Raw genomic sequence first — 2,987 nt, 5'->3', positions numbered from 1 at the left:
AATCAGCACAATCTGATCGAAGTGCGCGACCTGTCCGTCGAGTTTGTCGTCGGCAATCGCTGTCAGTTGGCAGTCGAAGGCGTCAGCTTCGACATCAAGCGCGGCGAAACCCTGGCTTTGGTCGGCGAGAGCGGTTCCGGTAAATCGGTCACCGCACATTCGATCCTGCGCCTGCTGCCCTACCCGCTCGCCCGGCATCCGTCCGGCACCATCGAATACTCCGGGCAGAACCTGCTGAACCTGAAAGAAAAAACCATCCGCCACATTCGCGGCAACCGGATTGCGATGATCTTCCAGGAGCCGATGACCTCGCTCAATCCCCTGCACTCGATCGAGAAACAAATCAATGAGGTGCTGAACATCCACAAGGGCCTGACCGGCAAGGTCGCGACCAAACGCACCCTGGAGCTGCTGGAGATGGTCGGCATCCCCGAGCCGCACAAGCGCCTCAAGGCCCTGCCCCACGAATTGTCCGGCGGCCAGCGCCAGCGGGTGATGATCGCCATGGCCCTGGCCAACGAGCCGGAACTGCTGATCGCCGACGAGCCGACCACCGCGCTGGACGTGACCGTTCAGCTGAAAATCCTCGAATTGCTCAAGGAACTGCAGGCCCGATTGGGCATGGCGCTGCTGCTGATCAGCCATGATTTGAACCTTGTGCGAAGAATTGCGCATCGCGTATGTGTCATGCAGCAAGGATGCATCGTCGAACAGGCATCGTGCGAAGAACTGTTCCGCGCGCCACAGCATCCGTACACTCGGGAACTGCTGGCAGCGGAGCCCGGCGGCAAGCCTGCAAGCAACGTGATCGGCCCGCCCTTGCTGGCGGTCGAGGACCTGAAAGTCTGGTTYCCGATCAAGAAAGGCTTGCTCAAGCGCACGGTGGATTACGTCAAGGCGGTCGACGGCATCAATTTCAACCTGCCCCAGGGCCAGACCCTGGGGATCGTGGGCGAAAGCGGTTCCRGCAAATCGACACTGGGTCTGGCGATTTTGCGCTTGATCGCCAGCAAAGGCGCGATTCGTTTTGAAGGCCAGCAGCTAGACTGCCTGACGCAGCAACAGGTCCGGCCGCTGCGGCGGGAGATGCAAGTGGTGTTTCAGGACCCGTTCGGCAGCCTGAGCCCACGGATGTGCGTGAATGACATCGTTGGCGAAGGCCTGCGGATCCACAAGATGGGCACCGCGGCGGAACAGGAACAAGCGATCATTGCAGCACTCAAGGAGGTAGGCCTGGATCCGGAAACCCGGCACCGCTACCCCCACGAATTTTCCGGAGGGCAACGGCAGAGAATCGCCATTGCCCGGGCATTGGTGTTAAAACCGGCGTTGATTTTGCTGGACGAGCCGACTTCGGCCCTCGACCGCACAGTACAACGCCAGGTAGTGGAGCTTTTGCGTTCACTGCAAACCAAGTACAACCTGACGTATCTGTTTATCAGCCATGACCTGGCTGTGGTGAAAGCGCTGAGCCACCAGTTGATGGTGGTCAAGCATGGCCAAGTGGTCGAACAGRGRGACGCGCAAAGCATTTTTGCCGCCCCCCAACATCCGTATACACAGCAGTTGCTGGAAGCCGCTTTTCTGGCTCCGGCCACTGCGCAATAACCTGAAAAGAGGAGCAACACATGGGTTTTCTCGCCGGTAAGCGCGTACTGATCGTCGGTGTCGCCAGCAAGCTGTCCATCGCATCCGGCATCGCTGCCGCCATGCATCGCGAGGGCGCTGAGCTTGCCTTCACTTATCAGAACGACAAACTCAAGGGTCGTGTCGAAGAGTTCGCACAAGGCTGGGGCTCGAGCCCTGAGCTGTGCTTCCCGTGCGACGTGGCCAGCGATGAAGAAATCGCCAAGGTCTTCGAAGAACTGAGCAAGAAGTGGGACGGCCTGGACTGCATCGTGCACTCCGTAGGCTTCGCACCGGGCGACCAACTGGACGGCGACTTCACCGAAGCCACCACCCGTGAAGGTTTCCGCATCTCCCACGACATCAGCGCCTACAGCTTCGTGGCCCTGGCCAAGGCCGGCCGCGAAATGATGAAAGGCCGCAACGGCAGCCTGCTGACCCTGTCGTACCTGGGCGCCGAGCGCACCATGCCGAACTACAACGTCATGGGCATGGCCAAGGCTTCCCTGGAAGCTGGCGTGCGTTACCTGGCCGGCTCCCTGGGCCCGGACGGTACTCGCGTCAACTGTGTATCGGCTGGCCCGATCCGCACCCTCGCCGCTTCCGGCATCAAGAACTTCCGCAAGATGCTGGCCGCCAACGAAGCGCAAACCCCGCTGCGCCGCAACGTCACCATCGAAGAAGTCGGCAACGCCGGCGCCTTCCTGTGCTCGGACCTGGCGTCCGGCATCAGCGGTGAAATCATGTACGTGGACGGTGGCTTCAACACCACGGCCATGGGCAGCATCGAAGAGTAATCTTCGGTCAGCCATTAAAAAACCCGCCTCTTCTGGCGGGTTTTTTATGCCTGCGATTGTCCCGGACAAACACAATCCCCTGTGGGAGCGAGCTTGCTCGCGATGAGGCAATCACATTCAACATTTCTTCTGGCTGATAGACCGCTTTCGCGAGCAAGCTCGCTCCCACAGGGTTTGTGGTGATCCGGTCATTTGTGAACAACACCAGGCAATGTGGGAGCGAGCTTGCCCGCGAAGAGGCCCGCCAATTCACCACTGTTCTAACGGCTCATCACACGCTCGGCCTCACCCAACAGTTCCTCGATCGAGTCATGAACAGTGGGGTCATATTCGACCTGGGTAACACTGAACCGAATGTCATAACTGCGATGCGCCGTGGCGTTGCGCTCATCGAGAATCTCATTGAGCCGGGCCTTGATCGCTTCAATCTCCACGACGCTGGAACCGGTCAGCAACGCCACGAACCGGTCGCCTTCGAGCCGGCCGACCACATCGCTTTCACGAAAACCGATACGCAGGACATCGGCGAATGTCTTCAGCGCATCGTCACCTTTGGCCCGGCCA

At 59.7% G+C, this 2,987-nt stretch carries 3 protein-coding genes; 2 read left to right on the top strand and 1 reads right to left on the bottom strand.

Features of this window, described 5'->3' with window-relative positions; translation table 11 throughout:
* The first annotated feature begins 12 nt into the window (after positions 1 to 12).
* Positions 13 to 1,608: an ABC transporter ATP-binding protein gene (locus tag AC1DVH_RS28850; protein WP_477756646.1), complete on the top strand. Its 1,596-nt coding sequence runs from the start codon at positions 13 to 15 to the stop codon at positions 1,606 to 1,608.
* Positions 1,609 to 1,628: 20 nt separating this feature from the next.
* Positions 1,629 to 2,423 (top strand): enoyl-ACP reductase FabI, encoded by a 795-nt coding sequence (gene fabI / locus AC1DVH_RS28845; RefSeq protein ID WP_057715039.1) that lies wholly within the window; start codon positions 1,629 to 1,631, stop codon positions 2,421 to 2,423.
* A gap of 260 nt (positions 2,424 to 2,683) precedes the next feature.
* On the opposite strand, the gene AC1DVH_RS28840 is transcribed toward fabI, so the two are convergent.
* Positions 2,684 to 2,987: diguanylate cyclase domain-containing protein (locus AC1DVH_RS28840; protein ID WP_477756645.1), on the bottom strand; the 304-nt coding region annotated here is incomplete at its 5' end.

The organism is Pseudomonas sp. P4_C3 (genome assembly GCF_056402075.1).
This window is presented reverse-complemented; position numbering and strand designations above follow the sequence as displayed.